Annotated in this window: 1 protein-coding gene; it reads right to left on the bottom strand. The window is 64.3% G+C overall.

Annotated features, from left to right (window positions below; genetic code table 11):
- The coding region (locus EN991_RS39685) for an ATP-binding cassette domain-containing protein (RefSeq protein WP_127370702.1) at positions 1-230 on the bottom strand (230 nt) is incomplete at both ends.

The raw sequence follows: 230 nt of genomic DNA on the forward strand, positions 1-230 counted from the left end.
GTTTTTCCACCTTCTGGCGCGGGTCGAAGGAGCCATAGGGATCTTGAAAAACGACCTGCATATCGCGTCGCGCCGGCTTCAGCTCGGCTTCGCTCTTGCCGGTTATGGTCCCGCCGCGGAACCGGATCGAGCCCGATGTCGGCCGATCCAGCGCCAGGATCATGCGGGCGAGCGTCGACTTGCCGCAGCCGGAGCGACCAACCAGTGCCACTGACTGACTCGGCGCCATC

Source organism: Mesorhizobium sp. M7A.F.Ca.US.005.03.2.1 (genome assembly GCF_003997795.1).
Taxonomy (GTDB): domain Bacteria; phylum Pseudomonadota; class Alphaproteobacteria; order Rhizobiales; family Rhizobiaceae; genus Mesorhizobium; species Mesorhizobium ciceri.